The sequence below is a fragment of the Serratia sp. CY56464 genome (assembly GCF_052168435.1).
Classification (GTDB): Bacteria; Pseudomonadota; Gammaproteobacteria; order Enterobacterales; family Enterobacteriaceae; genus Serratia; species Serratia marcescens.
On sequence record NZ_JBJNMV010000001.1, the window covers coordinates 1,100,685 to 1,127,155 of the forward strand.

Here is a 26,471-nt window from a genome sequence, read left to right on the forward strand (position 1 = left end):
TATGCCAGACAAATACCATGTGGGCGGCGTGCGCCTTAATACTGATTGGCGATAGGATATTCCATTGATCCAAAACGGATTTGGATATGCGCAGAACGGTAAAGCGCCGCGGTGTTACCCCTCGAGCCAGGCCTTCAGACGAATGGCGTCACGGTAGTGGCCGTAACGCGGCTGTGCGCCGAGCAGGATCATCACCACCGGCTGCCCCTTGATGGTGGTGCGCATCACCAGGCAGTGACCGGCCTCGTCGGTAAAGCCGGTTTTCTGCAGCTGGATCTTCCAGGCGGGGTTGTTGATCAGGCCGTTGGAGCTGCGGTAGACCAACTGGCCGCGGCCGGGGCGCACGATCTGCTGCTTGTCGGTACTGAAGCGGCGAATTGACTGATAGCGATAGGCGTGATTGACCATCTTCAGCAGATCGTTGGCGGTCGCCACGTTGCGCGGCGTCAGCCCGGTCGGATCGTAGAAGCGGGCGCGTTTCATGCCGATGGCGCGCGCTTTCTGATTCATTTTCGACACGAAGGCCTTGCGTCCGCCGGGATAATTGCGGCTCAGCGCGGCGGCGGCGCGGTTCTCCGAAGACATCAGGGCGATGTGCAGCATGTCGCGGCGGCTGAGCACCGAGCCGATGGTCAGGCGCGAATGGGTTTTCTTCAGCAGATCGCGATCGGCGGCGGTGACTTTGAGCTTGCTGGCCATCGGACGTTTGCTGTCCAGGGCGACCATGGCGGTCATCAGCTTGGTGAGCGAGGCGATCGGCAGCACGCGGTTCGGCTGCTTCTGATAGAGGGTCTTTCCGGTGCGTTGATTGACGACCAGCACCGATTTTGCATTCAGCACCAGCGGCGGCGCCGCAGCATGCGCGGGCGCCAACACGAACAGCAGGCTGAACAGGAGGGCGGCGCCGAAGCGCCGGACAGGCAGACGGAGAAAAGCGTGAGATAAAAGCATAACGGCGGCAATAGTGACCCTAAGTGATTAAAAAATATCAAAAGAGTCTGCCCGGCAAATGTGAAGGAAATAGGGTGATAATCGCTCAAACTGTTACAACAATCCCTTTTGTCGCAGGGTGAAGCGGGTGGCCTCGTTCAAATCGTAGTCCGCGAGACGCTCGCGCGGCACCCAGGCGTAGTCGTCGAACTCGTCGTTGATCGTCACGTCGCGGTTGGCGGCATGGCAGTCGAAAATCAGGTAAATCATGTAGATTTGCTCCTGGCTGCCGTCGGCGTAAGTTTTGATGCGCACGTCATCGCGGAAGGTCCAGGGCATGATGTTGTCGAGGATCAGCGCGGCGCCCAACTCTTCGCGCACTTCGCGCCGCAGCGCCTGTTCTATTTGTTCACCCGGCTCGACGCCGCCGCCGGACAGCGCCCACTGGCCGGGAAACACGCCCTTGTGCGCCGCCATTTTGCACAGCAGGAAGGCGTTATCGTTTTCAATCAGCGGGCAGACAATGATGCGTTGGCGCATGGAAGACTCCTGTCAAAATGGAAAGCAGCCACTTTAACATGGGGTTTGGCCCCTTAGCGTGAGAGAAATCAAAGCGTTGCATTTGCGCAGAGCTGCGGCAACCGCCTCTCTGCGCTACGGTCAGTAGATTTCCGGCACCACCATGTTGTCCGGCACCGGGTTACGGTGGTACTCCGGGCTGCGTTTGCGCTGCGGCAGCGTGATGACGTTGCCTTCGGCTTCCTCATAAGGCACTTGTTGCAGCAGGTGGGTGATGCAGTTCAAGCGGGCCTTTTTCTTGTCGACGCCCTGAACCACCCACCAGGGCGCCTCGGAAATGTTAGTGCGCGCTAACATGATTTCTTTGGCCTCGGTGTAGTCTTCCCAGCGGCGGCGGCTTTCCAGATCCATCGGGCTGAGCTTCCACTGCTTGAGCGGATCGTGAATGCGGCTGAGGAAACGCAGCTCCTGCTCCTCATCGGTGATCGAAAACCAGTATTTGACGATTTGGATGCCGCTGCGCGTCAGCATTTTTTCGAATTCCGGCACGCTGCGGAAAAACTCCTCGTACTCTTCGTCGTTGCAAAAGCCCATCACGCGTTCCACGCCGGCGCGGTTATACCAGCTGCGGTCGAACAGCACCATTTCGCCGGCGGCGGGCAGATGCGCGATATAGCGCTGAAAATACCACTGGGTGCGTTCGCGGTCGTTCGGCGCCGGCAGCGCCGCCACGCGACAGGTGCGCGGGTTGAGACGCTGGGTGATGCGTTTGATCACGCCGCCCTTGCCGGCGGCGTCGCGGCCTTCGAAGAGGATCACCAGCCGGTGGCCGGTGCGCATCACCCAATCCTGCAGCTTCACCAGTTCGCCCTGCAGGCGCAGCAGTTCGCGGAAGTATTGTTTGCGCCAGGCTTTCTTCGCGTCGCTGTCGACTTCTGCCGCGTCGAAGCGCAGGTCGTCCAGCTCCATTTCCAGCTCTTCATCGTAGCTGTCGTAAAATTCTTGCAGCAGGCGCTGGTTGAAACCGTCATCGCGGTTGAATTCATGCATGGTCATCAGATTTTCTCCGTGTCAGCCCGGTGTTAGAAATGGTTGAAGATCCAGTACAGCACCGCCGACAGCAGTACCGAGGCCGGCAGCGTCAGCACCCAGGCCATCAGCAGATTGCGCAGGGTGGCCATCTGCAGGCCGGAGCGGTTGGCGGCCATGGTGCCGGCGATGCCGGACGAAAGTACGTGCGTGGTCGAAACCGGCAAACCGAAGGCGTCGGCCGCGCCGATGGTGGTCATCGCCACCAGTTCGGCGCTGGCGCCCTGGGCGTAGGTCAGGTGCGATTTACCGATCTTTTCGCCCACCGTCACCACGATGCGGCGCCAGCCAACCATGGTGCCGAGCCCCAGCGCAATCGCCACCACCACTTTCACCCAAAAGGGAATGAAGCGGGTGGCGTTGTCGAGTTCGCCTTTCAACGCGTCGAGGTTGCGCTGCGCATCGGAATTGATCTGCAACTGACGCTCTGCCTTCAGGTGCTTGATGGTCTCGGACGCCAGGTACATGTCATTGCGGGTGTTCGACACCGCTTGTGCCGGGATCTTGTCGACCGAGCCGTACTGACGGATTTGATCGCCGATCGCGCCGGCCAGCTGCGCCAGCGCCGGCACCACCTCCGGCGTCAGTTCGCTGGTGCGCACATAGCCGGTCAGCACCTCGCGCGGCGGCGTTTGGCCGCCGGCCGGGAACTGGCGCAGCAGCTCGTTTTTTGTCACTTCCGCCAGCGCCGCCACCCGGGGGATCTGCTCCGGCGGCATCGAACGGTTCAGGGCGTAGGCGATCGGCATGGTGCCCACCAGGATCAGCATGATAAGGCCCATGCCTTTCTGCCCGTCGTTGGAGCCGTGGGCAAAGGAAACGCCGGTGCAGGTGAGGATCAGCAATCCGCGGATCCACAGCGGCGGCGGGCTATTGTCCTTAGGCGCGCTGTACAGCTGGCGGTTCTTGACGAACAGCTTCAGCGCCAGCAGCAGCAGGCCGGCGAACACGAAGCCGATCACCGGCGACAGCAGCAGCGCGTAGCCCACCTTGATCGCCTGGCCCCAGTCCACGCCGCTGGTGCCGGTGCGGCCGTGGATCAGAGCGTTGGCCACGCCGACGCCGATAATCGAGCCGATCAGCGTATGCGACGACGAGGCGGGCAGCCCGAGCCACCAGGTGCCGAGGTTCCAGATGATGGCGGAGAACAGCAGGGCGTACACCATGGCGAAACCGTTGCCGGTGCCGGCCTGCAGGATCAGCTCAACCGGCAGCAGCGAAATGATGCCGAAGGCCACCACGCCGCTGGAGAGCAATACGCCGAGAAAGTTGAAGAAACCGGACCACACCACGGCGACCATCGGCGACAGCGAGTGGGTGTAAATCACCGTCGCGACCGCATTGGCGGTGTCGTGGAAGCCGTTGACGAATTCAAAGCCCAGCGCGATCAGCAGCGCCAGCCCCAATAATAAAAACGGAATGTAACTGGTATAGACGGCGCCGGCGTCGCTGACGTCGTTAAATAAGTTCACTCCGGCGAACGCGATCCCCAGAATTAATAAGAACACAAAAAAAAGAACAGTGAGTCGACTGTTCTTTTGATGCAGCTTGGGCAGGCTGGATGCGGCCGGCACACCCGTTTGAACGGCGCTGTTATCGCTCATAATGACCTTCCTGAGAGGATTGAATGCGGTAGCTGTCGCCTGAAAAGTATTCTGAATGAATGTGGCCTTTTTATGACGAAAATATTAATCATCGGGAACGGCGAAAATCATTAACGCCGATAAATAAAGATTGTTATAACAGCGGGGACGGTCTTGGGTTAACGGCAACAGGCAGGATAAGGCGTTATGGTGCAACGGTTAGCGGAAAAGATGCACAAGCTTGATTTCGATGATGAAGTGACCGGGCTGATCTACGGCCATGTGTTTCGTTCCGGTGAGCCGCCGGCGCGCCTGAACTCGCAACAGGTCTGCCAGGCTTACCAGGCTTTGCCGTCCGGCGACGGCTTTGTCTGGCTGCACCTCAATCTCAACCACGCGGCGGCGGAGAAGTGGCTGAAAAACCATTTCGCCATTTCCGATTTTTTCTTCCATGAAATTCGGCATGGTTCCCACACGACGCGCATCGAGCGCCAGGGCGACGATCTGTTCGCCGTGCTCAACGACGTGATTTTCCACCCTGAGGACAGCAACCCGGAAACGGCGACGCTGTGGCTCTATTGCTGCCGTGGGCTGGTGGTCACCGTGCGTCACAAACCGGTGCGATTGATTGAACGGCTGCTTGGCCGCCTGACGGCGTTGGAGCTGGCGTCGTCTACCGAGCTGCTGGCGCACCTGCTGGAAGAGCAGGAGGACGTGCTGGAACAGGTGGTGCGGCAGGCTAACCAGTATGTTGATGCCATCGAGGATCGCCTGCTGACCCGCCGCGTCAAACGCAACCGCGCCGAGCTGGGGCGCATGCGCCGCATGTTATTGCGCTTTCAGCGCCTGTTGGCGCCGGAACCGGCCGCGCTGTTTCGGCTGTTGAACCGGCCGCCGGCCTGGCTGAGCCGCGAGGTGGTGCAAGATCTGCGGCAGTTTACCGAAGAGTTCACCGTGGTGTTGAACGATCTCGCCAGCCTGACCGAACGCATCCGGCTATTGCAGGAAGAGCTGGGCGCCAAGCTGATGGAGCAGAATAACCGCACGCTCTACACCCTGACGGTGATCACCGTGCTGGCGTTGCCGATCAACATCGTCGCCGGTTTCTTCGGCATGAACGTCGGGGGGATACCGCTGGCCAGCAATCACCACGGTTTTATCCTGCTGGTGTTGCTGGTCGGCAGTTTTACGCTGATCGCCGGTTATCTGGCGTTCAGGCGCCGGGACGAGTCGTAATTACAGGCGGGCGCGGTACTCTTCTTCCAGCCGGGCATGGGTGCTCCAGAACGGCTGCGGCGCCCGATCGTGCAGACGATCCAGCAGGATATCCAGATGGGTGTGCCAGCCGCCGGCGACGCTGAGCATCTCGTCGCGGTTGGCCAGGCGCCGGTGGGTGACCGTCAGCAGCACCGCGTTTCCCTGTTCCGTCAGCTCGAAGGTCACTTCGGAAGGGCGCCCCTGATCCTGTTCGGCCCAGGTAAAGCTCAGCAGGCGCGGCGGGAACAGGCAGGTGATGTGGCCGCGGTTGCTGACGCAGCCGCCGTGCTGTTTGTACTTGGCCGGCGGTTGCTCGTGCTCGCCCGCCAGATCGGAGTTGCGAAACTCCAGCTCCAGCGGCGCGCCGTTTTCCAACTTCATGGCGCCAGCCGCCAGCCAGGTGGCGCGCTTGTCGGATTCGGTCAGGTAAGCCCACACCCGCTCGATGGGGCCGGGCAGCAGCCGCTGGATGCGCAGCGTGCCGGGTTCGATAATCATGCCGTAATCATTCATGGTTCACTCCTTGGGAGGAAGCTGTTCGGGCTGCAGCAGCGCCTGTTCGAGCGCATCCAGCCGTTCAGTCCAGAAATGTTCATAGGTTTGCAGCCAGTGCATGGCCTGCGCCATAGGCTCGGGTTCGAGCCGGCAGATATGGTTTCTTCCTTGCACGGTGCGTTGCACCAGGCCCGCATGTTCCAGTGCTTTCACGTGCTTGGAGGCGCCGGCGAACGACATCTGCAACGGCGCGGCCAGTTCGCCGATGCTGCGCTCACCGCCGGCCAGCGCGCGTAACATCGAACGGCGGGTCGGGTCGGCCAGCGCATGAAAAATGGCGTCCAGCTGTGAGGAAGATAATTCAACCATATGGTTGAATATAGAACAGGCGGGCTAATATTCAACCGTTTTGTTGAATATTTTTTTGCCCCGGCGAGAAACCGGGGCGACGATCAGGCGCCGGCGTGCGCCAGCAGCGCGTTCAGCAATACGTCAGCGCCGGCGGCGGCCCAGGCGGGGGTGATATCTTCCCGCTCGTTGTGGCTGATGCCGTCCACGCAGGGAATGAAAATCATGGCGGTCGGGGCGACGCGGTTAAGGTAACAGGCATCGTGGCCGGCGCCGGAAATCATGTCGCGATGGCGATAGCCCAACGCTTGCGCGGCTTGACGTACGCTGTCGATGCAGCCCCGATCAAAAGCGATCGGGGGATACTGGAAGATGCGCTCGGCGCGAGCGGTCAGGCCGCCACCGTTGACGGCGTTCACCGCCGCCAGCAGGCGCTGCTCCATCTGCTCCAGAATTGACTCCTCTGGATGGCGGAATTCGACGCTGAAAAAGACGCGCCCCGGCACCACGTTGCGTGAATTGGGGGTAATTTGCGCCATGCCCACCGTGGCGCGCGCGTCGGGCGCGAAATCCCAACCGATGCGGTTGACCGCCGTGACCAGCGCCGCAAAGCCCAGCAGGGCATCGCGGCGGCGGTCCATCGGCGTGGTGCCGGCATGGGCGCTGAAGCCGACGACCTCCAGTTCATACCAGCGCTGCCCTTGTGCGGCGGTCACCACGCCGATGTCGAGATGCTCCGCTTCCAGAATCGGCCCCTGTTCGATGTGCAACTCGAAGGCGGCATGGATCGGCGTGCCGCCCACCGGATACTCGCCGGCGTAGCCGATGCGCTCCAGCGCCTCGCCGAGGCTGACGCCGTGCTCGTCGCGGCGCGTCAGACCGTATTCCAGGTCGAATACCCCGGCGAACACGCCGGAGGCGATCATCGCCGGCGCAAAGCGTGCGCCTTCTTCGTTGGTCCAGTTGATCACTTCAATCGCGCGTTCGGTGACGATCTGCCGATCGTTAAGGCTGCGAATAACCTCCAATCCGGCCAGCACGCCGTAGATGCCGTCGAAACGGCCGCCGCGGGGTTGCGAGTCGCCGTGAGAACCGGTGACAACCGGCGCCAGCTCGGGCCGCGCGCCTTCACGGCGCAGGAACATGTTGCCCATCCGATCGACGCGCACGCTGCAACCGGCCTCCAGCGCCCACAGACGCAGCTGGTCGCGCGCCTGACGATCCTCTTCGCTGAGCGCCAGGCGGGTGACGCCGTTGTCAGCGATGGCGCCGAACTGCGCCATCGCCTGCAGGCTTTGCCACAGGCGCTCGCCGTTGACCCGATGCGTCATGGTTTTTCTCCCGGCGTTTTGGCGGCGTAACGGAAATCGCAGCAGGGAGCGCCGGACATGATGGTCTGGGTGCGCTGCAGTTCAACGTCAGGCGCATAGCCGACGATAAACTGGCTGTCGCGAGCGCAGGAGAGCAGGTGGCCGATGTCTCCCAGCCCCATCTCATGATACATCTCGGCGTAGCGGCAGCGGGTGACGTTATAGTCGAAGTGCTGTTCGTCCTGATTGATCACCTCGACGCGCAACGCATCGTCTTTTTCCCACAGGTACTGCAAGGCGGCGAAGCTGCGCAGATCCGCGCCGTTCGGTTCCTGAGCGGCGAATTGTTTGCCCGCCGCGATGGCGGCATTCTCGATGGCTTCGCCGATCACTGCCTGAGCGCGCGTCTTGCCGATTTCACGCACCAGAATCTGGTAGATCGGTTTGATGATTTCCGCCTCGATCTTTCTGCGGGCCAAAATGCCCAATTCATTATTTGCACAGCTCATCGCCTTGCTCCTCTTGATTTATTGTGGTTTGGCGCCGCCCAACACGGTTTGCGGCTGCCATTTGCCGTCGACTACCCGGTACAGGGTGAAGCTCGGCTGTTGCAGGTTGCCCTGCGCATCGAAGGCAATGGCGCCGGTCACGCCCTGATAATGTATGGCGCGCAGTTTCGGCAGATAATCGGCCGGGTTGGCCGAGCCGGCCTGTTCGATGGCGGCGATCAGCACCCGGGTGGCGTCGTAGGCGAAGGGCGCATGCAGTTCGATGTGGGTGTGGTAACGATCGCGGTAGGCTTGCTCAAACGCCTTGCCGCCCGGCATCTGTTCCAGCGGCAGTCCCGGCTCCAACGCGACGACGCCTTCGCCTTCTTGCTGCGCCAGCGTCAGGAAGGTTTGGCTGACAAAGCCGCCGGCGCCCATCAGCTGCGCGTTCATGCCCAGCTGCTTCAGTTTGCGCGCCAGCGGCGCCGCCTGGGAATCTACGCCGCCGAAGAAGATCAGATCGGCGTTTTTGCTGCGCACGGTGGTCAGTACGGCGCTGAAATCGACGGTCTTGTCATCCACATACTCGCGGGCGACCGGCTGCACGCCCTGGGCCTGCAGCGATTTGATGAACTCGTCCGCCAGCCCCTGGCCGAAAGCGGTGCGATCGTCGATCACCGCGATGCGCTGGGCTTTCAGCGTTTTCACCGCATATTGCCCGGCATAGTTGCCGCCGTCGTCGTCGTGGCCCATCACGCGAAAGCTGGTGTCAAAACCCTGTTGCGTATAGCCGTGACCGGTGGCGACCGGCGCCACCTGGGCGATGCCGGCATCGTGATAGATGCGCGCCGCCGGGATGCTGGTGCCGGTGTTCCAGTGGCCGACCACGCCGGCGACGCCTTCGTCGACCAAACGCTGCGCCACGGCCACGGCGGTGCGCGGGTCGGACTGGTCGTCCTCGGACACCAGTTTGAAGGTGACCGGTTTGCCGTTCAGCGTCGGTTTCTGCGCGTTAGCGTCGGCGATCGCCAGTTGCGCGCCGTTTTCGAGATCTTTGCCGATGCGCGCGGAAGGGCCGGTCAGCGGCCCGGCCAGGCCGATCAGCACGGTGTCGGCCGCCAGCGCCGGGAGGCTAAGAATCATTGTCATGGCGGCCAGCGCCAACGGTTTGATGCGAATGCTCTGTTGCATGTCATACTCCTGGTGCGGTTAAAAGAAACAACGGTTATTCACCCAAATAGATCTGTTTGATTTTTTCATCGTCCAGCATCTCGGCGGAACGGCCGCTGTGGCTCAGGCTGCCGCTGTCCAACACGTAGGCGCGATCGGTGGACTCCAGCGCCAGGCGCGCGTTCTGCTCGACCAATAGCAACGTGACGCCGTCACGGGCTAACTGCTTGATGACCGTGAAAATGGCTTCCACCACAATCGGCGCCAGCCCCATCGAGGGTTCGTCCAATATCAGCAGCCGCGGGCGGCTGAGCAGCGCGCGGCCCATCGCCACCATCTGCTGTTCACCGCCCGAAAGCAGCCCGGCCGGTTGGTGCAGGCGCTCGCTCAGCCGCGGGAAGGTGGCGCACACCCGTTCGAAATCTTGCCGCACCGCCGATTTGTCACGCCGCGCATAGGCGCCGAGCTGCAGGTTTTCCCGCACCGTCAAACGGGTGAAAATGCCGCGTCCCTCCGGCACCATCACCAGCCCCCGTTGCAGCAACCGGTGCGGCGGCGCGCCGCGAATCGAGCAACCGTCGAACAGGATGTCGCCTTCGAACGGCTGCAGGCCGGTCAGCGCTCGCAGGCTGGAGGTCTTGCCCGCGCCATTGGCGCCGATCAGCGTCACCTGTTCGCCGGCGTTCACCGTGAAATCGATGCCTTTGACCGCATGAATGCCGCCGTAAGACACTTTGAGACGTTTAACGCTCAGCAGGGCTTCAGACATGCGCGCCGCCTCCCAGATAGGCCTGAATGACCGCCGGTTCGCGCCGCACCTGCGCCGGTTCGCCTTCGGCGATCGCTTTGCCGTAGTCCAGCACCGTCAGGCGATCGCACAGGCCCATCACCAGCTTGACGTCGTGTTCGATCAGCAGCAGCGTTTTGCCGCTGTCGCGGATGCGCAGCAGCAGCTCGCGCAGCGCTACTTTTTCACCGGCGTTCATGCCGGCCGCCGGCTCGTCCAGCGCCAGCAACCGGGGTTCGGTCGCCAGCGCGCGGGCAATCTCCAGGCGGCGTTGGTGGCCATAGGCGAGATCGCCGGCGCGGTAATGGGCGAATTGGCTGATGCCGACGTACTCCAGCAGCGCATGGGATTTATCGCGCACCGCCTGTTCCTCTGCCTTGGCGCGCCGGTGGCGAGCGATCGCCGCCCACAGGCCGTTGCGGGTGCGCACGTGGCAGCCGACCATCACATTTTCCAGCACGCTCATTTCGTTGAACAACCGCAGGTTCTGGAAGGTGCGGGCAATGCCGGCCTGCGCCACTTTGTCGATCGCCTGGGGTTTATAGCGCTGGCCCAACAGGCGGAACTCGCCTTCATCGGCGCGATACAGGCCGGTGATCAGGTTGAAGCAGGTGGTTTTGCCGGCGCCGTTCGGCCCGATCAGGCCGTAGATTTCCCCCTGGCGGATGCTCATGCTGACGTCATCCACCGCCGTCAGGCCGCCGAAACGTTTGCTGACGTGATTTAAAGCAAGCAGCGGCGTCATGCGGCGGTCCTCCCGGCATGGCGAGCCGGCCACAGGCCCGCCGGGCGATACAGCATCACCAGGATCAGCGCCAGGCCGTAAAACAGTTGGCGGATGATTTCCGGATCGATCAGCACCTGGCCGAACAGCGCCTGCTGCAGCGGCCCCATGCTGCTGCGCAGCAGCTCCGGCAGGGCGGCCAGCAGCAGCGCGCCCAGGATCACGCCGGGGATGTGCCCCATGCCGCCGAGCACCACCATCGCCAGTACGGCGATCGATTCCTGCAGGGTGAACGATTCCGGCGACACGAAGCCCTGAAACGCGGCGAACAACGCGCCGGCCACGCCGCCGAAGGTGGCGCCGATGGCGAAGGCCAGCAGCTTGAAGTTGCGGGTGTTGATGCCCATCGCCCGCGCGGCGTCCTCATCTTCGCGGATCGCTGTCCACGCACGACCGATGCGCGAGTTTTGCAGCCGCAGGCTGATGAACAGGATCGCCAGCAGCAGCGCGGCGAACAGATAGTAATAGAGGTACAGGCCGGAAAAACGCACGCCGAACCACTCGTGCATGCCGGAAAACCTCAGGCCGAACAGGCTGACCGGGTCAATGCCGGAAATGCCTTTGGGGCCGTTGGTGAGATTGACCGGGCGATCCAGATTGCGCATCAGAATGCGCACGATTTCGCCGAATCCCAACGTGACGATCGCCAGATAGTCGCCGCGCAGCCGCAGCGTCGGCGCGCCGAGCAGGATGCCGCATGCCGCCGCCAACAGCGCCGCCAGCGGGATCAGCCACAGCATCGGCAGATGCAGCCCGTCGGGGAACCACTGCAGCAGCAGCGGGAACTGCTGCGTCAGATGCGGTGACGACAGCAGCGCGGCGAGATAGGCGCCGACCGCGTAAAAGGCGATAAAGCCCATGTCCAGCAACCCGGTCATGCCCACCACGATGTTCAGCCCGAGCGCCAACATCAGATACAGCAGGGCGAAGTCGACGACCCGCACCCAGTAGTTGCCGCCGGCGGCGCCCGCCACCCAGGGCGCCAGCAGCAGGGCGAGAATGAACAGCGTCAGCCCCAGCCCGGCGCGACGCGGCGTGGCCAGAGGAACGGGGGGAGTCAAAACGGTCATCGTGATGTCCTTATGCGCGCGTGGCGATGCGTTCGCCCAACAGCCCGGAGGGGCGGAAGACCAGCACGGCGATCAGCACCAGAAACGCGAACACGTCCTGGTAGTTGCTGCCGAACACGCCGCCGGTCAGCTCGCCGAGATAGCCGGTGCCCAGTGATTCGAACAGACCCAGCAGCAAACCGCCAAGCATCGCGCCGCGCAGGTTGCCGATGCCGCCGAGCACGGCGGCGGTAAACGCCTTGATGCCCGGCAGAAAGCCCATCGAGAAACCGGCGTTGCCGTAGTTGCTGGCCATCATGATGCCGGCCACCGCCGCCAACGCGCCGCCGAGCGCGAAGGTCAGAACGATGATGCGGTCAGGACTGATGCCCATCAGGCCGGCGACCTGCGGGTTTTCCGCCGTGGCGCGCATGGCGCGGCCGAAACGGCTGTGTTCGACCAGCAGCCAGAGGCCGGCCATCACCGCCACGGCCACCGCCAGCGTGACGATCGCCGTGCCGGTGATCACCGCCGGCGCATGTTCGGCGCTGCCTGCGGTCAGGGCGATGGGCGCCATCGGCAACAGCTGCGGAAACATCAGGGGATTGCGTGACCAGATCAGCATCGCCAGGGTTTGCAGCAGCAGTGACACGCCGATGCCGCTGATCAGCGGGGCCAGGCGCGGCGCATTACGCAGCCGGCGATAGGCCAGGCGCTCGATCGCCATCGAGGTGATGGCGCAGATAGCCATGGCGAACAGGGCCGCCAGCAGCAGCGTGGCGTAGGGCGGTAACGCGGGAAAGTGGTGCTGCAACACCCCGATCGCCGACAGCGCGCTCAGCGCCCCGACCATCAGCACGTCGCCGTGCGCGAAGTTGATGATGCGCAGGATGCCGTACACCATGGTGTAGCCGAGCGCGATCAGCGCATAAATGCTGCCGAGCATCAAACCGTTGACGGTTTGCTGTACCAGCGTATCCATAAGGAGAGTCCGGAGATAATGAGTCAGAGGCTCACAGTAGAGAATTTAAAAAAATTGTAAAATACGGAAAAACACTTTCTTATATAAAAAACGAGTGTTTTTAATGTATTGATTTTTATGTATATTAAATCTACTCCTTCAGTGTCCATTTCCCAAAAACAGTCAATATATGAAAAAAACAGAACAGTATGATGAGCCGTTGCCGATGCTGCCGAACGATCCGCCGCTGCGCGCCGTACGGGCGTTCGAGGCCATCGCGCGCCTGGGGGGGATCAGCGCGGCGGCTAACGAGCTGATGATTTCGCCTTCGGCGGTCAGTCATCAACTCAAAACGCTGGAGGCATTTTTGCAGATGCCGTTGACCGAACGGCAGGGGCGTAACCTGGTGTTGCGCAGCGAGGGGCGGGAGTACTACCGTTCGATTCGCTCGGCGTTCAACGTGCTGCGCCAGGCGACCGAACACGTGCGTGAACAATCCGCGTCGCGGCAGGTGACCATCAGTCTGATCCCGCTGTTCGGCATGGGGTGGTTCATTCCGCGGCTGCGCGGTTTCCTGCGCGAAAATCCGGATATCGACATCAATGTGGTCTACGCCAACCACCGCAATTACCTGAGCGACGCCGCCGATCTGTCGATCCGCTTCGGGGTCGGGCAGTGGACCGGCTATCGCAGCGAGAAGCTGATGTCCGGCAAAATGGTGCCGGTGTGCAGCCGGGCATTCAGTAAACTGCACGGTTTGCTCGATACGCCGGATCAACTGGCGACGCTGCCGCTGCTGCACGACGAGGAACGCAATACCTGGATGCAATGGTTTCAGCAGGCCGGCGTCAAGCGCCCGCTGCGCAGTATCGGCCCGATGTTCGAGGATGGATTGTTGACGTTGGCGGCGGTGCAGGCGGGGCTAGGGTGCGCGTTGATGCGTGAACCGTTAATCGCCCAGTACCTTGAAAGCGGTGAGTTGATCAAAATGTTCGATCTGCCGATCGACGACGGCCGCGATTATTACCTGTGCGCTCGGCTGGATAGTGAGCTGTCGCAGGAGGGCGAAAATCTGCGGCAGTGGCTGCGCCGTGAGGCGGCGGCTCAGAACGCCGGGGCATAATCTACAACCAACGCGTCTTTCAGCAGGGGACGGCTTTGCAGTAGAGTGCCGGTTCCTCTGTAGCGATAAGGTATGACGATGCTGTTCGATTTAAACCAGCAGGCGGCCGAACTGCCCGAGGCTTGGCGTTCCTCCGTGCTGGGCCGCGTCGGTGCGGCCAACATCAAAGTGCTGCGTATGGATGCGCGCAGCATTGCGGATGAAGTGCATGATTACAGCGAAGGGTTGCTGGTGATCAGCGGCCACCTGCGGCTGCAGGTGGCGGGGGAAGAGGTGGTGGTGCGGGCCGGCCAGCTGTATCAGGCCGCGGCCGGCGTACCGCACCGCGTGTTGCCGGGCAGCGAAGGCACGCTGGTGATTGTCGATCTGCCGGAGGATTAAGCGTCGCCCAGTACCGTCAGCGCCACCTTTACCGCATCCAATAGTCGCGTTTCAGTGACGCCGTCACGTGCCTGAATCGACAGCCCGTGCAGGAAGACGGCGAAGTAGTCCCCCAGGCTGTCAGCGTCGGTGTCGGCGGGCAATTCGCCGGTTTGCACCGCCTGCCGCAGCCGTTCGACGATCTGCTGCGTACGCTGCAACCGATGCTCTGCCAGCCAGGTTTTGAGCCCATCGTTTTCCGCACTGACGCTGGCGGCGGCGGAGACCACCATGCAGCCCTGCGGCAGATCCGGCCGACTGTAGAGGCGCACGGCATCTTCCAGCATACGTTGGATCGCCGGGCGAATGCCGCTTTCCTGTGCGAAGGCGCGATCGGCGAAGCCGCCTTCCTCGGCTTCGTAACTGGCGATCGCCTCGCGGAACAGCTGCTCTTTGGAGCCGAACGCCTTGTAGATGCGCGCGGAAGCAATGCCCAATTCCGCCACCAGATCCGACATCGAGGTGCCTTCGTAACCTTGCCGCCAGAATAAGTTTCGCGCCTTCAAGAGCGCCTGTTCGCGATCGAACTCGCGCGGTCTGCCTGCCATTCGCTGCTCCAATTTACCTGTCATTCAGCGACATAGGATCGCTTAAATCGACGGGAATACCAATGTCTTTATAAATTTCGCTTGCGGTCAATTCGCTTTGCTCCTATTGTTTGTCAATCGACAACCAATAGGAGTTTACGATGAAAACCCTCAAAGGTCCAAGCCTGCATCTCGCGCAGTTCAGCGATGAGACAGCGCCGTTCAACAGCCTGCCGGCCATCGCCGAGTGGGCGGCGCAAACCGGGTTTACCGCCTTGCAGATCCCGGCCTGGGATCGGCGTTTATTCGACGTGGCCACCGCCGCGGAAAGCCAAACCTACTGTGACGATCTGACCGGCATGTTGGCGGAGCAGGGGTTGGTAGTCAGCGAATTGACCAGCCATATCTTCGGCCAGCTGATGGCGGTACACCCGGCTTACGATGCGCTGTTTGACAGTTTCGCGCCCCCGGCGCTGCAGGGCAATCCGCAGGCGCGCGGCGAGTGGGCGCGGCAGCAAATGTTGTTGGCGGTGAAAGCGTCGGCGCGGCTCGGGCTCAGCGAGCTGGGCACCTTTTCCGGTTCGCTGGCCTGGCCCTATCTGTTCCCGTTCCCACAGCGTCCGGAAGGATTGATCGATACCGCGTTCGACGAACTCGCCAAACGCTGGCTGCCGGTGCTCGACGCCTGCGAGGAGCAGGGCATCAACCTGTGTTATGAAATTCACCCGAGTGAGGATCTGCACGACGGCGTGACGTTCGAAATGTTTCTTGAGCGCGTGGGCAACCACCCGCGTTGCCGGGTGCTGTTCGATCCGAGCCATATGGTGCTGCAGCAGCTTAACTATCTGGAATTTATCGATATCTATAAGGATGTTATCGGCATGTTCCACGTCAAGGACGCCGAGTTCAATCCGACCGGTCGCCAGGGCATTTACGGCGGCTATCAATCCTGGGTCGATCGTGCCGGCCGTTTCCGCTCGTTGGGCGACGGCCAGGTCGATTTCAGCGGCATCTTTTCGCGCCTGACGCAGTACGGCTATTCGGGCTGGGCGACGCTGGAGTGGGAATGTTGCCTGAAAAATCCGCAGGATGGCGCGCGCGAAGGCGCGGCCTTCATTCGCGATCGCATTATCCGCGTCACCGACAAAGTGTTCGACGACTTCGCCGGCGCGCCGGTCAACCCACAACAGATCAATGCCTTGCTTGGCATTCGCTGAGCCTTAACCTTTCAGGGAGTCACCCCATGCAATATCGACAGAACGAGATCCCGTTAGCGGATCTCGTGGCGGAACACGTCTATCTCCAGGTCAACGGCCGGCGCATTCACTGCGTGGTGGCCGGTGAAGGGCGGCCGGTGCTGCTGATCCCCGGCTGGCCGCAAACCTGGTACACCTGGCGCCATGTGATGCAAGCGCTGTCGGCGGCCGGTTTTCAGGCGATCGCCGTCGACCCGCCGGGCATCGGTGATTCTGACAAGCCCGTCGGCGGTTACGATACCGGCAGCATCGGCGCGGCGCTGCACGCGATGATGTTGCAGCTGGGCCATGAACGTTACCAACTGGTCGGCCACGACATCGGCATGTGGGTCGGTTACGCCATGGCGAGCGACTTCCCGCAGGCGGTGGAACGTCTGGTGCTGACGGAGGCGGTGATCCCCGGTCTGGCGCCGCCGCCGCCGATTTTCGTCGCGCCGGAGGAGAATATCTTCCTGTGGCATTTCATGTTCAACCAGCTGGCGGATTTGCCGGAGGCACTGACCCAGGGGCGCGAGCGGGAGTATCTTGGCTATATCTTCAACCGCTGGTCCTATCGGCGCGATCGGGTAGCGGCGCAGGTGTATATCGCCGCCTATTCGGCGCCGGGCGGATTGCGCGCCGGATTCGACTATTACCGAGCGATCCCGGAAACCGTTCGCCAGAACCGGCTGCGCGCCGCTACGCCCTTGACGATGCCGGTGTTGACGGTGGGAGCGGAGCACGCCACCGGCGATGCGCCGCTGACCACGCTTCGGGGCAATGCGCACGATCTGCGAGGCGAAACGGTCGCCGGCTGCGGGCATTTCATTACCGAGGAGTGTCATGAGGAATTTATTGCACTGATTACGCCATTCCTGGCGGGAGAGCAGCGTGCCGCTTGATGAACGCATCGCCGCCTTTTTGACGGCGTCGGCCGCCGTGCCACCGCCCGCTTCGCTGGCGGCAATGCGCGCGGCCACGGAAACCGGTTTACGCCAGCTGCAGGGCGAGGCGGAACCGAGCGGCGGCGTCAGGGACTATACGGTGGTCGCCGCCGATGGACACCGGATGGCGCTGCGCGCCTATCTACCGGCGGGGGAAAACGGCACGACCGCGCAGCCGGCGATGCTGTTCGCCCACGGCGGCGGCTGGTGCCTCGGCTCACTGGCGTTGTACGATCGGCCTTGTCAGGCGTTGGCTAATGCCACCGGCCGGGTGATCCTGTCGGTTGACTATCGGCTGGCGCCGGAATACCCGTTTCCACAGCCGCTGGAAGATGTCTATCAGGCGCTCTGCTGGGTGGCACAACGGGCGCCGCAGTTGGGGATTGACGCGAAGCGCCTGGCAGTGGGCGGTGATAGCGCCGGGGGCAATCTGGTGGCGGCGGTCGCACTGTTGGCGCGGGATCGCGGCGGCCCGTACATTGAACGTCAACTGCTGTTGTACCCGGCGCTCAGCCGCGAAATGGCGACGAAGAGCTATCGCGAGTTTGCCGAGGGGCACTTTCTGACGCGCGACGCGATGGTGTTTTGTTGGCAGCAGTATCTGGGCCAGCGGCGCGATCCCGGCGCGGAACCGTTGCATGCCGCCACGCTGCGCGGATTGCCGCCGGCCGCCATCCTGAGCTGCGAATACGATCCGCTGCGCGATGAGGCCGAACAGTATGCACAGCGGCTGCGTGAGGCGGGGGTGACCGTGCGCTGCGAACGGTTGCCGGGCATGGTGCATGCCTGCATTCACATGCTGGGGCTGACCCCGGCGGCGCGGCGGCTGTTCGAACTGGCTCACGAGTAAAAAAAGCCCCGCATTGCGGGGCTTCTGGCTATTCATCCGCCGGGCGCTTATCGGCCGGCGACGGTGACAAAGCGCGTTTCCAGGTAGGACTCGATCGCTTCGCTGCCGCCTTCGGTGCCGTGACCGGAGTCTTTCACGCCGCCAAACGGCGTTTCCGGCAGGCCGAAACCGATGTGGTTGATGCTCAGCATGCCGCTCTCCACGTCGTGCCCCAGCGCATTGACGGTGGCGATGTTGCGGCTGTAGGCGTAGGCGGCCAGGCCGTACGGCAGGCGGTTGGCTTCGGCGATCGCCTCGTCATAAGTGGCGAACGGGCGCAGCAGGGCGACCGGGCCAAACGGCTCTTCCGACATGGCGCGTGCGCTCAGCGGCACATCACGCAGCACAGTCGGTTCGAAGAAGTTGCCTTTGCCCGCCACGCGTTTGCCGCCCGTGCTGGCCTTCGCCCCGTGGGCGATAGCGTCCTGCACCAGCGCCTCGATATTGTCGACGCTGCGGCTCAGCACCATCGGCCCCATCGTCACGCCGTCTTCCAGCCCGTTGCCGAGCTTGAGCTCACGCACGGCGGCGGTAAATTTCTCCACGAAGGCCTCGTAAACGCCTTGCTGGATCAGGAAGCGGGTCGGGGCGATACAGACCTGGCCGGCGTTGCGGAACTTGGACTGCGCCAGCTCTTTGGCCGCCGCGTCAAGATCGGCGTCGTCGAAGATCAGCACCGGCGCGTGGCCGCCCAGCTCCATGGTGGCCTTTTTCATATGCTGGCCGGCCAGCGCCGCCAGATGCTTGCCCACGCGGGTGGAGCCGGTGAAGGAGATCTTGCGAATGGTCGGATGCGGGATCAGGTATTCCGAGATTTCCGCCGGGGTGCCGTACACCAGCGCGATCACCCCGGCTGGGATACCGGCGTCGGCGAAGGCTTTGATCAGCTCTGCCGGTGAGGCCGGCGTTTCTTCCGGGCCTTTGACGATGATGGAGCAGCCCGCCGCCAGCGCGGCGGACAGCTTGCGCACGATCTGGTTAATCGGGAAGTTCCACGGCGTGAAGGCGGCTACCGGGCCGACCGGCAGTTTCAGGGTTTGCTGCTGCACGTCGCGAGCGCGGGACGGAATAATCTGCCCGTAGGTCCGGGTGGCTTCGCCGGCGAACCAGTCGATAACGTCGGCGGCGTTGAGAATCTCGATTTTGGCCTGCGCCACCGGCTTACCCTGTTCCTGCGTCATGATGGCGGCGATGGCGTCGGCGCGTTCGCGCAGCAGCGCAGCGGCTTTGCGCATCAGGTTGGCGCGCTGGTGCGCGGCGGTGTCGCGCCAGACGTTAAACCCGCGCGCGGTGGCGGCCAACGCCAGATCGAGATCCTCTGTGGCGGCGTGCGCCACCTGACCGATTACCTCGTCGCTGGCGGGGTTGGTGACAGGCAGGGTTTTCCCGGCCAGCGCATTGCGCCATTGTCCATCGATATACAGTTGAGTATCCGGATACATTGTTGCCTCTTGTTTGCGGAGTGGTCAGGGGCCGCTGAGTTTCGCGATGCGGCGCGCCTGAATGGGACAGGGATCTTAACCCTACGCCGAATGGCGGCGATCGTCCAGGCGAGGGGCACGAAAGGACCAGGGCGGCTACTCAATCGGCGATGTTTTGGCTATGCTGAGCAGATTGTCAGCACGGATGAGGAGGTCGGGTGCAAGGGGTACCACAACAGTTTCCGTTCGAAAAGGATTGCGCGCAGTTCCGGCATTTGTCGCATCTGCCTGGCGTCGAACTCTATCAGGCGCATATCGAACGCTATGCCTTCGAGCCGCATACCCATGACGCCTTCGCCATCGGCACCGTGGATGCCGGGGCGGAGCGTTTTCGCTATCGCGGGGCGCAGCACCTGGCGGCGCCGGGCGCGCTGGTGCTGATGAATCCTGATGAGCTGCATACCGGCGAAGCCGAAACGCCGGGCGGTTGGTGTTACCGCATGCTCTATCTGGCGCCCGAGGCGCTGGAGCAGCTGTCCGGCGATCGGAGCCAGTGGTTTACCGAGGCGGTGCGCCACGATCCGCGGGCGGCGCAGCGCCTGTCCGCCATTCTCGCCACGCTGTGGCAAACCGACGATCCGCTCACGCTCGATGGCCTGCTGCTGGAGGCCGTCGAGCTGTTGCACCCGCACATCCGCACCGGGCAGCGGGAAAAAGCCGAGGCGGCGCACCGTTTCGAGGTGGTGAAAAGCTATCTGCGCGATAACTTCGCCGAGGCCGTGACCCTTAACCAACTGGCCGAGCTGGTGTCGCTCAGCCCGTACCATTTCCTGCGCAAGTTCAAGGCCGAATACCACGTCTCGCCGCAGCAGATGCTGATGGCGATCCGGCTGTCGCAGGCCAAACGCATGCTGGAGCGCGGCATGCCCGCCGCACAGGTGGCGGCGGCGGCGGGGTTGACCGATCAGGCGCACCTGACGCGCGCCTTCGCCAATCGTTACGGTGTCACGCCAGTGCGTTTCCAGAAACAGGTGAAATTGGGCTAAAACAGCAACCTGCTACAATAATTCCTCCCCGCGTTTTCGCTACTCTGCCGCTGTCTTGTCGGGCGGGTTGGCCGCGCCGGCCGTTTGTCGGAGTCGTTATGTTCATTGGCGTTGTTTTTGCCCTGGCCGCCGGGCTGATGTGGGGACTGATTTTCGTCGGCCCGCTGCTGGTGCCGGACTATCCCGCCGCGCTGCAGTCCACCGGGCGCTATCTGGCCTTTGGGCTGATTACCTTGCCGCTGGCGTGGTTTGATCGTCGCCGTCTGCGCAAGCTGCGGCGTCAGGATTGGCTGGAAGCACTCAAGCTGACGGCCATCGGCAATCTGCTGTACTACCTGTGCCTGGCCAGCGCCATTCAGCGCACTGGCGCACCGGTGTCGACCATGATCATCGGCACCTTGCCGGTGGTGATCGCCATTTGCGCCAATCTGTTTTACGGCCGGCATGACGGGCGCCTGGCCTGGGGCCAGCTGGCGCCGGCGCTGCTGCTGATCGTCTGCGGGTTAGCGTGCGTGAACGTCGCCGAGCTGCGCGGCAATGCGGTGCCGATCGACGGCTGGCGCTATCTCAGCGGTCTTGGGCTGGCCGTGTTGGCGGTGGCGTGCTGGACCTGGTTCCCGCTGCGCAATTCACGCTGGCTGCGGGAGAATCCGACGCAGCGGCCGGCCACCTGGGCCACGGCACAAGGGCTGGTGACGCTGCCGCTGGCGCTGCTGGGCTATCTGGCGGTCTGCGGCCAATTGGCGCTGAGCGAACCGGCGTTCGCCTTGCCGTTCGGCCCGCGCCCTGAGGTGTTTATCCCGCTGATGCTGGTTATTGCCGTGTTCTGCTCCTGGCTGGGGGCGCTGTGCTGGAACGAAGCCAGCCAGCGGCTGCCGACGGTGTTGGTGGGGCCGCTCATCGTGTTCGAAATTCTGGCGGGGTTGGCCTATACCTTTCTGCTGCGCCAGGCCTGGCCGCCGCTGCTGACGCTGGCCGGCATCGTTTGCCTGATCGTCGGCGTGGTGTACGCCATGCGCATCAAGCCGCAGCCGGTGGTGGTGGCGCTGGAAGACAAACCGAGATGACGCCCGCCGTGGCGGCGGGCGTGAGGGTTAACGCTTGCTGTGGTGAATGATCTCTTCGGCCACGTTGCGCGGCGCTTCGGCGTAGTGACTGAATTCCATGGTGTAGGTGGCGCGGCCCTGCGACATCGAACGCAGGGTGGTCGAGTAACCGAACATCTCGGACAGCGGCACCTTGGCGCGAATCTCCTTGCCGCCGCCGCCCGGGATCTCTTCCATGCCCTGCACCAGACCGCGGCGTGAGGAGAGGTCGCCCATCACGTTGCCGGCGTAATCCTCCGGCGTTTCCACTTCCACCGACATGATCGGCTCAAGGATCACCGGATCCGCCAGACGGCAGGCGTCCTTGAAGCCGAAGATCGCCGCCATGCGGAACGCTTGTTCCGACGAGTCGACATCATGGTAAGAACCGAAGGTCAGGTGCACTTTGACGTCCACCACCTGATAACCGGCCAGCACGCCGTTGTTCAGCGCCTCGGCCACGCCTTTTTTCACCGCCGGAATAAACTCGCCGGGAATGACGCCGCCCTTGATTTCATCGAAGAACTCGAAGCCTTTGCCGGGTTCGTTCGGCTCGACGGTCAGCACCACGTGGCCGTATTGCCCTTTACCGCCGGACTGGCGCACGAACTTGCCTTCCACGTCGGCCACCCGTTTGCGGATGGTTTCGCGGTACGACACCTGCGGCTTGCCGGTGGTGGTTTCCACCCCGAACTCGCGGCGCATGCGATCGACGATGATCTCCAGGTGCAGCTCACCCATGCCGTAGATAAGGGTCTGGCCGGATTCTTCATCGGTACGCACGCGGAACGACGGATCTTCCGAAGAGAGCCGCTGCAGCGCGATACCCATTTTCTCCTGATCGCCCTTGGTTTTCGGCTCGATCGCCTGGGCGATCACCGGTTCGGGGAAGGTCATGCGCTCCAGCGTAATGATGGCGCCAGGGTCGCACAGCGTATCGCCGGTGGTGACGTCCTTCAGGCCGACGCAGGCGGCGATGTCGCCGGCGTGCAGCTCGTCGATGTCCTTACGATCGTTGGCATGCATTTGCACGATGCGGCCGATGCGTTCCTTTTTGCCCTTGATCGGGTTGTAAACGCTGCTGCCTTTGGCCAGCACCCCGGAGTAGACGCGCACGAAGGTGAGTTGGCCGACGAACGGATCGGTCATCAGCTTGAACGCCAGCGCCGAGAATTTTTCATTATCGTCGGCTTTGCGGGTGATGACTTCATCGTGTTCGCCGTGGCCTTCCATCGGCGGCACGTCGAGCGGCGAGGGCATCAGCTCGATCACCGCGTCCAGCATGCGCTGCACCCCCTTGTTGCGGAACGCCGACCCGCACAGCATCGGCTGAATTTCGCCGGCGACGGTGCGCACCCGCAGCCCGTGAACGATCTCCTCTTCGCTCAGCGGCACCTGGTTAAGGTATTTCTCCATCAGTTCTTCCGAGGCTTCGGCGGCGGCCTCAATCATATTTTCACGCCACTCCTGCGCCGAGTCGCGCAGCTCTGCCGGGATCTCTTCGAAGCTGAAGTTCATGCCCTGCGAGGCTTCGTCCCACAGAATGGCTTTCATCCGCACCAGATCCACCACGCCGCTGAAGTGGTCTTCGGCGCCGATAGGAATAACGATCGGCACCGGATTGGCTTTGAGGCGCTCGATCATCATTTTGCGTACGCGGAAAAAGTCCGCGCCGATGCGGTCCATCTTGTTGACGAACGCCAGCCGCGGTACCTTGTACTTGTTGGCCTGCCGCCAGACGGTTTCCGACTGCGGCTGCACGCCGCCCACCGAGTCATAGACCATCACGGCGCCGTCCAGCACGCGCATCGAGCGCTCCACTTCAATGGTGAAATCGACGTGCCCGGGGGTGTCGATGATATTGATGCGGTGCTGCGGATAATTATGCTGCATGCCGTTCCAGAAGCAGGTGGTGGCCGCCGAGGTGATGGTGATGCCGCGTTCCTGTTCCTGCGCCATCCAGTCCATGGTCGCCGCGCCGTCATGCACTTCACCCAGCTTGTGGCTGACCCCGGTGTAAAACAGAATCCGCTCGGTGGTGGTGGTCTTGCCGGCATCGATATGCGCGGAGATGCCGATATTGCGGTAACGTTCGATAGGGGTGGTGCGAGCCATAATCAACCTTTCTTAGCCGCGTGAAGGAGAGCGGCTTAAACAGCATGGATAATGATGATAATCCTCATAGGGTTATCCGCCGGATCGCAGAGCCTTGCTCTGGTCACAAACTAATCGTAGTTGAAGGCGTTGGTTTTTTTAAGCGATGGCTGTGATAGATGAAAGTTTGCACGCAGGCGAAGAAAGGGCGAAAAAAAGGCCCGTAACGGGCCTGTTGGCGAGCGGCGCGTTCGCCGCTTATTTGCGTCCCAGCAAGAAGCCGAAAACGATGCCGACCGCCGCCGCAACGGCTACGCCGGCCAGCGGGTTGGCTTCTACCTGTGTTCTTACGCTGTCCGCTGCGTCACGGGCGGCATAGCTGGCCTGGGAGGCGTACTTGCGCGCCGCGCCGCGCACCTGATGCTCCGGAGAATCAACGGCTTTGCCGAACGCTTCTTGTACCGCGCCTGCGGCTTCATTGGCTTTGTCTTCCGCTTTTCCAAACATGCTGCTCTCCTGTTCCTTGTGGGTTAACGAACCCTAAGCCTAGCAGGTGAATGGCATTTTTTGCAGCATTCTGTGCGTTATAAGATCAATCTGAGCAAAGAAAAGTCTTTCCATACGCGCGGCGTTGGCTTCACCCGCGCGTTTTTTTATGTTCTATTGGCTAGCGGTTTAACCGAGTATCGTTACCCTTTGACCGATTCGTTGAGTTGAAAGGACTCCCCATGTCAGTACTGCGTATTCTGGCGCTGCTCGCCGCGACCGCCGCCGCGTTGCCCGCTCAGGCCAAGCCTGCGCTCCACGGGGCGGCGGCCGGGAACGGCATTCGTTGGCAATCTTGTCTCAACAGCGGCTTTCAGCGCTGGTTCGATGAGGCGCCGCCGCCGGGGCTGCGCTGCGGCTATCTCGAGGTGCCGCTGGCGTACGCCACGCCGCCCGCCCAGACGGTGCCGGCGGGTGAACAGACCGTGCGCCTGGCGCTGACCCTGCTGCCCGCCACCGGGCCGAAAAAGGGCAGCGTGGTGACGATCAGCGGCGGCCCGGGCCTGCCGGGCATCAACCCCTATTTAGGCAACGACGCCCACGTCGCCAGATTGCGTAAATCCTACGACATCATCGGTTACGATCCGCGCGGCGTCGGCCAATCGACGCCGAAAATCTCCTGTCAGGTGGCCGAAGGTGACGAACTCCCTGAACCGGACGACAACGACGTGGCCGGTGCGGAGAATCAGACGCGCGCCCTGATTGCCGCCTGCATCAAACAAACCGGCGCGGACGTGCTGCAACACATCGGCACCGACGAGGCGGTCAACGATCTGAACGCGATCCGCCATGCGCTGGGTGAACCGGGGCTGACGGCGGTGGCATACTCTTACGGCACCAAGGTGGCGGCGCTGTATGCCGAACGTTTTCCGAAGAAAACGCGCGCGCTGGTGCTGGACGGGGTGGTGGATCTGGCGGAGGACGATTTCACCCAGCGCATGAACCAGGAGCGGGGCTTCCAGCAAAGCTTCCTGCGTTTCGCCGCCTATTGCGGCAAAACCGACAGCTGCCAGCTTGGCGGCGGCGCCAATCTGGCGCTTCAGCGTTATCACGCTTTGCTGCGCAAGCTGCATGAGCAGCCGTTCGTCACTGCGTCGGGCTATGAGATCTCCGCCGACGATGTGCTGACGGTGACGCGTTCGCTGCTGTTGTGGCCGGAGCGCTGGCATGAACTGGCCACCGTACTGCGTCAGCTCGATGCCGGCATCGCCGGGCAACAGGTTTCCGATCTGATCGACGAAAGCTATTCGCCGGACGCCGATGATGCCCTGAACGTCATCACCTGCGCCGACGTCGCCAACCCAACGGCCGATCCGCAGCAGTTGCGCAGGCAGCGGCAGGAGATCAATACCGCCGCTTTGTACGCTCACTACCTGCCGTTGCACGAGTATCCGCTGGAAATGTGCGATCTGTGGCCGTACCGCGGCAAAGATCGGCCGCACACCCCGGTGGCGTCCGCCGCGCTGCCGCCGCTGCTGTTCGTCGCGCAGCGCTACGATCCGACCACGCCGTACCGCAATGCCCAAGCGATGGCCGCCGCCTTTAAAAGCCCGCTGATCACCCGCGAACGCGACGGGCATACGCTGGCGCTGAACGGTATCGACAGCTGCGTTGACGAAAGCGTGGTGGATTATCTGCTGGCGCCGAAAAAGCCGCGCCGCGACAAGATTTGCCGCTGAGAAGGCCGGGCATTGGCCCGGCCTGACAGCCAAGTCGCGCGTGTTTTAGAATTTCACCTCTTCCGCCAGCGCCAGCGTCACGAACGGCCCCGACAGGGTCTGGTTATGGTGACGGATAATGGCGTCGGCGCCGAGCGCCGCCGTGTCCGAACAACTATGGGCATCGGCGGCCAACACCAGGTCAAATCCCAACTCCGCGCCGCGCCGACACGCGGTGTCTACGCAGTATTGCGTTTTCATTCCCGAAATCACCAACCGACCGATGCCGGCTTGCTTAAGCCGCTCCGCCAGGCCAGTCCGGTAAAAACAGCTGGGATGGGTTTTATCGATGAACCAGTCGGCTTGCGCATCGGTGTCGAGATCGGGGTGAACTTGCCACAGCGGACTGTTTACGGCGATAGGTGAACCTGCCGGGCCGGTGTGGCGAATAAACACCACGAGCGCATTCGCCATGCGTGCGGCGCGTATCAACGCATGGGTCTTTGCCAGAAGGGTTTCGGCGGCGAACGGCGGATCGTCCGGCGAGGCGAACAGGCCGACTTGCATGTCGATAACCAGCAGGGCGCTGCGCGGTGCGGGGATAGTTGGCATAGGTCTTCTCCGTAATGAAATTGCCGGCGGGCACGGAGAAATAAAAAACCCCGGCCATGGCTGGCGGGGCTTGGGGATACGTCGTTAGCTGTTGCGCACCC

Annotated in this window: 27 protein-coding genes; 9 read left to right on the forward strand and 18 right to left on the reverse strand. The window is 62.5% G+C overall.

Annotated features, from left to right (window positions below):
• Nucleotides 1-114: 114 nt before the first annotated feature.
• From pbpG to ACJ8KE_RS05455, 4 genes are all read right to left on the reverse strand, one after another.
• Entirely contained in the window at nt 115-951 is an 837-nt protein-coding gene (gene pbpG, locus ACJ8KE_RS05440; protein WP_197782949.1) for a D-alanyl-D-alanine endopeptidase, read from the reverse strand.
• Between the two features lie 93 nt (nt 952-1,044).
• Nucleotides 1,045-1,470 carry a nucleoside triphosphatase NudI gene (nudI, locus tag ACJ8KE_RS05445; protein ID WP_016927612.1) on the reverse strand — a complete coding sequence of 142 codons (426 nt, stop codon included), beginning with the start codon at nt 1,468-1,470 and terminating at the stop codon, nt 1,045-1,047.
• Between the two features lie 120 nt (nt 1,471-1,590).
• Nucleotides 1,591-2,505, reverse strand: a complete 915-nt coding sequence (gene ppk2, locus ACJ8KE_RS05450) for a polyphosphate kinase 2 (protein ID WP_261105114.1) — start codon at nt 2,503-2,505, stop codon at nt 1,591-1,593.
• 26 nt (nt 2,506-2,531) lie between these two features.
• The gene (locus ACJ8KE_RS05455; RefSeq protein WP_049299349.1) at nt 2,532-4,142 is read right to left on the reverse strand and encodes an inorganic phosphate transporter; all 1,611 of its coding nucleotides are present in this window, start codon (nt 4,140-4,142) and stop codon (nt 2,532-2,534) included.
• 186 nt (nt 4,143-4,328) lie between these two features.
• On the opposite strand from ACJ8KE_RS05455, the gene ACJ8KE_RS05460 reads away from it, so the two are divergent.
• Nucleotides 4,329-5,357: a transporter gene (locus ACJ8KE_RS05460; protein ID WP_016927615.1), complete on the forward strand. Its 1,029-nt coding sequence runs from the start codon at nt 4,329-4,331 to the stop codon at nt 5,355-5,357.
• Here ACJ8KE_RS05460 and ACJ8KE_RS05465 read toward each other — a convergent pair whose 3' ends face one another.
• The 9 genes from ACJ8KE_RS05465 to ACJ8KE_RS05505 form a co-directional block, all read right to left on the reverse strand.
• The gene (locus ACJ8KE_RS05465) at nt 5,358-5,891 is read right to left on the reverse strand and encodes an SRPBCC family protein (RefSeq protein ID WP_016927616.1); all 534 of its coding nucleotides are present in this window, start codon (nt 5,889-5,891) and stop codon (nt 5,358-5,360) included.
• A 3-nt stretch (nt 5,892-5,894) separates the two neighbouring features.
• On the reverse strand, nt 5,895-6,242 hold the full coding sequence (locus ACJ8KE_RS05470) for an ArsR/SmtB family transcription factor (RefSeq protein WP_004938187.1): 348 nt from the start codon (nt 6,240-6,242) through the stop codon (nt 5,895-5,897).
• A gap of 83 nt (nt 6,243-6,325) precedes the next feature.
• The gene (locus ACJ8KE_RS05475; RefSeq protein WP_079452088.1) at nt 6,326-7,552 is read right to left on the reverse strand and encodes a Zn-dependent hydrolase; all 1,227 of its coding nucleotides are present in this window, start codon (nt 7,550-7,552) and stop codon (nt 6,326-6,328) included.
• The gene (locus ACJ8KE_RS05480) at nt 7,549-8,040 is read right to left on the reverse strand and encodes an L-2-amino-thiazoline-4-carboxylic acid hydrolase (protein ID WP_016927618.1); all 492 of its coding nucleotides are present in this window, start codon (nt 8,038-8,040) and stop codon (nt 7,549-7,551) included. The genes ACJ8KE_RS05475 and ACJ8KE_RS05480 overlap by 4 nt, the downstream gene beginning before the upstream one ends.
• 18 nt (nt 8,041-8,058) lie before the next feature.
• Complete coding sequence (locus tag ACJ8KE_RS05485) at nt 8,059-9,168, reverse strand: branched-chain amino acid ABC transporter substrate-binding protein (protein WP_370531000.1); 1,110 nt, start codon at nt 9,166-9,168, stop codon at nt 8,059-8,061.
• A 76-nt stretch (nt 9,169-9,244) separates the two neighbouring features.
• Nucleotides 9,245-9,958, reverse strand: a complete 714-nt coding sequence (locus ACJ8KE_RS05490) for an ABC transporter ATP-binding protein (protein WP_016927620.1) — start codon at nt 9,956-9,958, stop codon at nt 9,245-9,247.
• Complete coding sequence (locus tag ACJ8KE_RS05495; protein WP_016927621.1) at nt 9,951-10,721, reverse strand: ABC transporter ATP-binding protein; 771 nt, start codon at nt 10,719-10,721, stop codon at nt 9,951-9,953. Before ACJ8KE_RS05495 ends, ACJ8KE_RS05490 begins: the two co-directional genes overlap by 8 nt.
• Nucleotides 10,718-11,830, reverse strand: a complete 1,113-nt coding sequence (locus ACJ8KE_RS05500; RefSeq protein ID WP_117286772.1) for an ABC transporter permease subunit — start codon at nt 11,828-11,830, stop codon at nt 10,718-10,720. The genes ACJ8KE_RS05495 and ACJ8KE_RS05500 overlap by 4 nt, the downstream gene beginning before the upstream one ends.
• Before the next feature lie 10 nt (nt 11,831-11,840).
• Nucleotides 11,841-12,791, reverse strand: coding sequence for a branched-chain amino acid ABC transporter permease (locus ACJ8KE_RS05505; RefSeq protein WP_049299340.1), 951 nt, complete (start codon nt 12,789-12,791; stop codon nt 11,841-11,843).
• Nucleotides 12,792-12,960: 169 nt separating this feature from the next.
• On the opposite strand from ACJ8KE_RS05505, the gene ACJ8KE_RS05510 reads away from it, so the two are divergent.
• Both ACJ8KE_RS05510 and ACJ8KE_RS05515 read left to right on the forward strand, forming a co-directional pair.
• Nucleotides 12,961-13,893, forward strand: a complete 933-nt coding sequence (locus tag ACJ8KE_RS05510) for a LysR substrate-binding domain-containing protein (RefSeq protein ID WP_049188959.1) — start codon at nt 12,961-12,963, stop codon at nt 13,891-13,893.
• 78 nt (nt 13,894-13,971) lie between these two features.
• Nucleotides 13,972-14,274 (forward strand): cupin domain-containing protein, encoded by a 303-nt coding sequence (locus ACJ8KE_RS05515; RefSeq protein WP_028127440.1) that lies wholly within the window; start codon nt 13,972-13,974, stop codon nt 14,272-14,274.
• Here the strand turns inward: ACJ8KE_RS05515 and ACJ8KE_RS05520 are convergent.
• Nucleotides 14,271-14,861, reverse strand: coding sequence for a TetR/AcrR family transcriptional regulator (locus tag ACJ8KE_RS05520; RefSeq protein WP_016927626.1), 591 nt, complete (start codon nt 14,859-14,861; stop codon nt 14,271-14,273). The genes ACJ8KE_RS05515 and ACJ8KE_RS05520 overlap by 4 nt on opposite strands.
• A 140-nt stretch (nt 14,862-15,001) precedes the next feature.
• Here ACJ8KE_RS05520 and ACJ8KE_RS05525 point away from each other — a divergent pair, with 140 nt between their 5' ends.
• From ACJ8KE_RS05525 to ACJ8KE_RS05535, 3 genes are read left to right on the forward strand one after another with little or no spacing between them, the layout of a single operon-like run.
• A complete protein-coding gene (locus ACJ8KE_RS05525; RefSeq protein WP_110147037.1) occupies nt 15,002-16,057 on the forward strand; it encodes a sugar phosphate isomerase/epimerase family protein in 1,056 nt (351 codons plus the stop codon).
• 26 nt (nt 16,058-16,083) lie between these two features.
• Nucleotides 16,084-16,977, forward strand: a complete 894-nt coding sequence (locus ACJ8KE_RS05530) for an alpha/beta fold hydrolase (RefSeq protein ID WP_116403597.1) — start codon at nt 16,084-16,086, stop codon at nt 16,975-16,977.
• Nucleotides 16,967-17,869: an alpha/beta hydrolase gene (locus ACJ8KE_RS05535; protein WP_116403598.1), complete on the forward strand. Its 903-nt coding sequence runs from the start codon at nt 16,967-16,969 to the stop codon at nt 17,867-17,869. Before ACJ8KE_RS05530 ends, ACJ8KE_RS05535 begins: the two co-directional genes overlap by 11 nt.
• Nucleotides 17,870-17,916: 47 nt before the next feature.
• On the opposite strand, the gene ACJ8KE_RS05540 is transcribed toward ACJ8KE_RS05535, so the two are convergent.
• Nucleotides 17,917-19,350 (reverse strand): NAD-dependent succinate-semialdehyde dehydrogenase, encoded by a 1,434-nt coding sequence (locus tag ACJ8KE_RS05540; protein ID WP_123867566.1) that lies wholly within the window; start codon nt 19,348-19,350, stop codon nt 17,917-17,919.
• Nucleotides 19,351-19,547: 197 nt separating this feature from the next.
• Between ACJ8KE_RS05540 and ACJ8KE_RS05545 the strand changes: the two genes are divergently transcribed.
• Both ACJ8KE_RS05545 and ACJ8KE_RS05550 read left to right on the forward strand, forming a co-directional pair.
• A complete protein-coding gene (locus ACJ8KE_RS05545) occupies nt 19,548-20,375 on the forward strand; it encodes an AraC family transcriptional regulator (RefSeq protein ID WP_016927631.1) in 828 nt (275 codons plus the stop codon).
• Nucleotides 20,376-20,473: 98 nt separating this feature from the next.
• A complete protein-coding gene (locus ACJ8KE_RS05550; protein WP_442517150.1) occupies nt 20,474-21,442 on the forward strand; it encodes a DMT family transporter in 969 nt (322 codons plus the stop codon).
• A gap of 27 nt (nt 21,443-21,469) precedes the next feature.
• On the opposite strand, the gene fusA is transcribed toward ACJ8KE_RS05550, so the two are convergent.
• Together fusA and ACJ8KE_RS05560 are read right to left on the reverse strand one after the other, a co-directional pair.
• Nucleotides 21,470-23,575: an elongation factor G gene (gene fusA / locus ACJ8KE_RS05555; RefSeq protein ID WP_442517151.1), complete on the reverse strand. Its 2,106-nt coding sequence runs from the start codon at nt 23,573-23,575 to the stop codon at nt 21,470-21,472.
• Nucleotides 23,576-23,812: 237 nt separating this feature from the next.
• Nucleotides 23,813-24,061 carry a CsbD family protein gene (locus ACJ8KE_RS05560; RefSeq protein WP_016927634.1) on the reverse strand — a complete coding sequence of 83 codons (249 nt, stop codon included), beginning with the start codon at nt 24,059-24,061 and terminating at the stop codon, nt 23,813-23,815.
• A 221-nt stretch (nt 24,062-24,282) separates the two neighbouring features.
• On the opposite strand from ACJ8KE_RS05560, the gene ACJ8KE_RS05565 reads away from it, so the two are divergent.
• Nucleotides 24,283-25,779: an alpha/beta hydrolase gene (locus ACJ8KE_RS05565; protein WP_442517152.1), complete on the forward strand. Its 1,497-nt coding sequence runs from the start codon at nt 24,283-24,285 to the stop codon at nt 25,777-25,779.
• 45 nt (nt 25,780-25,824) lie between these two features.
• Here the strand turns inward: ACJ8KE_RS05565 and ACJ8KE_RS05570 are convergent, their stop codons facing one another.
• On the reverse strand, nt 25,825-26,370 hold the full coding sequence (locus ACJ8KE_RS05570; protein ID WP_016927636.1) for a cysteine hydrolase family protein: 546 nt from the start codon (nt 26,368-26,370) through the stop codon (nt 25,825-25,827).
• Nucleotides 26,371-26,471 lie beyond the last annotated feature (101 nt).

Coding starts and splice junctions, on each gene's coding strand:
- ACJ8KE_RS05515 (WP_028127440.1), top strand. CDS start 13,972: ATGCTGTTCGATTTAAACCAGCAGGCGGCCGAACTGCCCGAGGCTTGG.
- ACJ8KE_RS05565 (WP_442517152.1), top strand. CDS start 24,283: ATGTCAGTACTGCGTATTCTGGCGCTGCTCGCCGCGACCGCCGCCGCG.
- ACJ8KE_RS05490 (WP_016927620.1), bottom strand. CDS start 9,958: ATGTCTGAAGCCCTGCTGAGCGTTAAACGTCTCAAAGTGTCTTACGGC.
- ACJ8KE_RS05475 (WP_079452088.1), bottom strand. CDS start 7,552: ATGACGCATCGGGTCAACGGCGAGCGCCTGTGGCAAAGCCTGCAGGCG.
- pbpG (WP_197782949.1), bottom strand. CDS start 951: ATGCTTTTATCTCACGCTTTTCTCCGTCTGCCTGTCCGGCGCTTCGGC.
- ACJ8KE_RS05495 (WP_016927621.1), bottom strand. CDS start 10,721: ATGACGCCGCTGCTTGCTTTAAATCACGTCAGCAAACGTTTCGGCGGC.
- ppk2 (WP_261105114.1), bottom strand. CDS start 2,505: ATGACCATGCATGAATTCAACCGCGATGACGGTTTCAACCAGCGCCTG.
- ACJ8KE_RS05540 (WP_123867566.1), bottom strand. CDS start 19,350: ATGTATCCGGATACTCAACTGTATATCGATGGACAATGGCGCAATGCG.
- ACJ8KE_RS05460 (WP_016927615.1), top strand. CDS start 4,329: ATGGTGCAACGGTTAGCGGAAAAGATGCACAAGCTTGATTTCGATGAT.
- ACJ8KE_RS05525 (WP_110147037.1), top strand. CDS start 15,002: ATGAAAACCCTCAAAGGTCCAAGCCTGCATCTCGCGCAGTTCAGCGAT.
- ACJ8KE_RS05530 (WP_116403597.1), top strand. CDS start 16,084: ATGCAATATCGACAGAACGAGATCCCGTTAGCGGATCTCGTGGCGGAA.
- ACJ8KE_RS05455 (WP_049299349.1), bottom strand. CDS start 4,142: ATGAGCGATAACAGCGCCGTTCAAACGGGTGTGCCGGCCGCATCCAGC.
- ACJ8KE_RS05500 (WP_117286772.1), bottom strand. CDS start 11,830: ATGACCGTTTTGACTCCCCCCGTTCCTCTGGCCACGCCGCGTCGCGCC.
- ACJ8KE_RS05480 (WP_016927618.1), bottom strand. CDS start 8,040: ATGAGCTGTGCAAATAATGAATTGGGCATTTTGGCCCGCAGAAAGATC.
- ACJ8KE_RS05470 (WP_004938187.1), bottom strand. CDS start 6,242: ATGGTTGAATTATCTTCCTCACAGCTGGACGCCATTTTTCATGCGCTG.
- ACJ8KE_RS05550 (WP_442517150.1), top strand. CDS start 20,474: ATGTTCATTGGCGTTGTTTTTGCCCTGGCCGCCGGGCTGATGTGGGGA.
- ACJ8KE_RS05485 (WP_370531000.1), bottom strand. CDS start 9,168: ATGACAATGATTCTTAGCCTCCCGGCGCTGGCGGCCGACACCGTGCTG.
- ACJ8KE_RS05505 (WP_049299340.1), bottom strand. CDS start 12,791: ATGGATACGCTGGTACAGCAAACCGTCAACGGTTTGATGCTCGGCAGC.
- nudI (WP_016927612.1), bottom strand. CDS start 1,470: ATGCGCCAACGCATCATTGTCTGCCCGCTGATTGAAAACGATAACGCC.
- ACJ8KE_RS05520 (WP_016927626.1), bottom strand. CDS start 14,861: ATGGCAGGCAGACCGCGCGAGTTCGATCGCGAACAGGCGCTCTTGAAG.
- ACJ8KE_RS05560 (WP_016927634.1), bottom strand. CDS start 24,061: ATGTTTGGAAAAGCGGAAGACAAAGCCAATGAAGCCGCAGGCGCGGTA.
- ACJ8KE_RS05465 (WP_016927616.1), bottom strand. CDS start 5,891: ATGAATGATTACGGCATGATTATCGAACCCGGCACGCTGCGCATCCAG.
- ACJ8KE_RS05510 (WP_049188959.1), top strand. CDS start 12,961: ATGAAAAAAACAGAACAGTATGATGAGCCGTTGCCGATGCTGCCGAAC.
- fusA (WP_442517151.1), bottom strand. CDS start 23,575: ATGGCTCGCACCACCCCTATCGAACGTTACCGCAATATCGGCATCTCC.
- ACJ8KE_RS05570 (WP_016927636.1), bottom strand. CDS start 26,370: ATGCCAACTATCCCCGCACCGCGCAGCGCCCTGCTGGTTATCGACATG.